This is a genomic window from Pseudomonas baetica (assembly GCF_051216495.1).
GTDB lineage: Bacteria > Pseudomonadota > Gammaproteobacteria > Pseudomonadales > Pseudomonadaceae > Aquipseudomonas > Aquipseudomonas baetica_B.
Genome location: NZ_JBPKAM010000236.1, coordinates 1 through 1,662, shown reverse-complemented (window position 1 = coordinate 1,662; position 1,662 = coordinate 1). Strand labels below are relative to the sequence as shown.

Below are 1,662 nucleotides of genomic sequence, written 5' to 3'. Positions count from 1 at the left end.
GTCTCCGCCTCCCGCTGTTCGTTCCGGCTTCTGCCGGGGACCCCCCTCCCCCCCGAAAGCGGTGGTGAAATTTACAGCAGGCTGATCGGGTAGCTGATGATCAGACGGTTTTCGTCGAACTCGTTGTTGCTGTAATCGCGGCGCATGGTCGAGTTGCGCCATTTGACGTTCAGGTCCTTCAGCGCACCGCTTTGCACGGTGTAGCCCAGTTCGCTCTCGCGCCCCCATTCCTTACCATCGGTGATGCTGCCGGTGTGTACGTTGTCGCCGCTGATGTAGCGGTTCATCAGGGTCAGGCCCGGCACGCCGAGGGCGGCGAAGTTGTAGTCGTGGCGCACCTGCCAGGATTTTTCCCGGGCATTGTCGTAGCTGGAGTTGTAGCTGTCGTTGGCCAGGGTGCCGCCGCTGGTGCCGTTGACCCGCATCCACGGGCTGTCGCCGGTGAGCTTTTGCAGGCCGACGTAGAAGGTGTTGCCGCCGTACTTCGCCGAGAACAGGCCGTACATCGTCTTGTTGTCCAGTTCGCCAGCGCGAGCGCTGCCGTCGTCCTTGCCGTAGAAGAAACCGAGGTTGGCACCTAGAGTCCAGTCGCCGATGGGCTGGCTGTGAATCAGGTTGATGAATTGCTGGCTGTAGATGTCCTTGAGCTCGGCGTTCCACACGGCGATCTGGGTGCGCTTTTCGTTGAACAGGTATTCGCCGCCCTGGAAGTTGAAGCGATCTGAAGTGAACGCTGCTTTGCCGGTCATCGACATGTCGTCCATGCTGCTGTCGTCCCGCGGGCTGTTTTGGCGGAATTGGCCGCCGTAGAGCGTCAGGCCGTTGATTTCCTTGGAGGTGATCTGTCCGCCGCGGAAGGTTTGCGGCAGCGAGCGACCGTCGTCCGAGCGCAGGATCGGCAGCACCGGCATCCATTCGCCGACCTTCACTTCGGTCTGCGACAGCTTCGCCTTGAACGCCACGTTGGTGCGGCCGTAGTTGTCCGCCGGGCGACCGTCGCTGTCCAGCGGCAGCAGCTGCGTGCCGCCGGTGCCTTTGCCGCCATCAAGTTTCACCGAGTACAGCCCCAGCACATCCATACCGAAGCCGACGGTGCCCTGGGTGAAGCCGGATTTGGCGTCGAGGATGAAGCTTTGTGTCCATTCCTCGGCCTTGCCCTGGGCCTTGGTCGGGTTGGTGAAGTTGCGATTGATGTAGAAGTTGCGCAGGTTCAGGTTGACCTTGGCGCCTTCGACAAAGCCTGTCTCCTCGGCCTGGGCGGACAGGGCCGTGCAGGCCATGGCGAGGGCAAGCAGGCTGGGAGCGAAATACGGTGCGTTGGAAGGCGTCATGGGCTCGGGTCTCTCTAATTCTTGGGGGTGAAACGGGTCAGTGCCGCAGCCGGGAAGGGTGCAGACATGCAGTCGACATGTGTTTGGGTGAAGCCTGGGGATCAGCCGGACAGTGCAGGGCGCGGGGGCATGGTGTCGAACCTGTTGTTATTGGTTTTGTGGATCGAATGGTGATGTGAATGTACTAGATGGTTCAATCTAGAAAAGAGGGATTTGGGCGATTATCGAACATAAGTTTGACTTTGATTTTGTGCTGTTCTTTTGGGCCTCATCGCTGGCAAGCCAGCTCCCACAGGTTTTGTGAACGACGCAAATACTGTGGGAGCTGGCT

At 59.9% G+C, this 1,662-nt stretch carries 1 protein-coding gene; it reads right to left on the bottom strand.

Annotation, left to right across the window (positions count from 1 at the left end; genetic code table 11):
* Window positions 1-71 precede the first annotated feature (71 nt).
* The gene (locus tag ACSFE6_RS31465) at window positions 72-1,331 is read right to left on the bottom strand and encodes an OprD family porin (RefSeq protein ID WP_435431261.1); all 1,260 of its coding nucleotides are present in this window, start codon (window positions 1,329-1,331) and stop codon (window positions 72-74) included.
* Window positions 1,332-1,662: the final 331 nt, after the last annotated feature.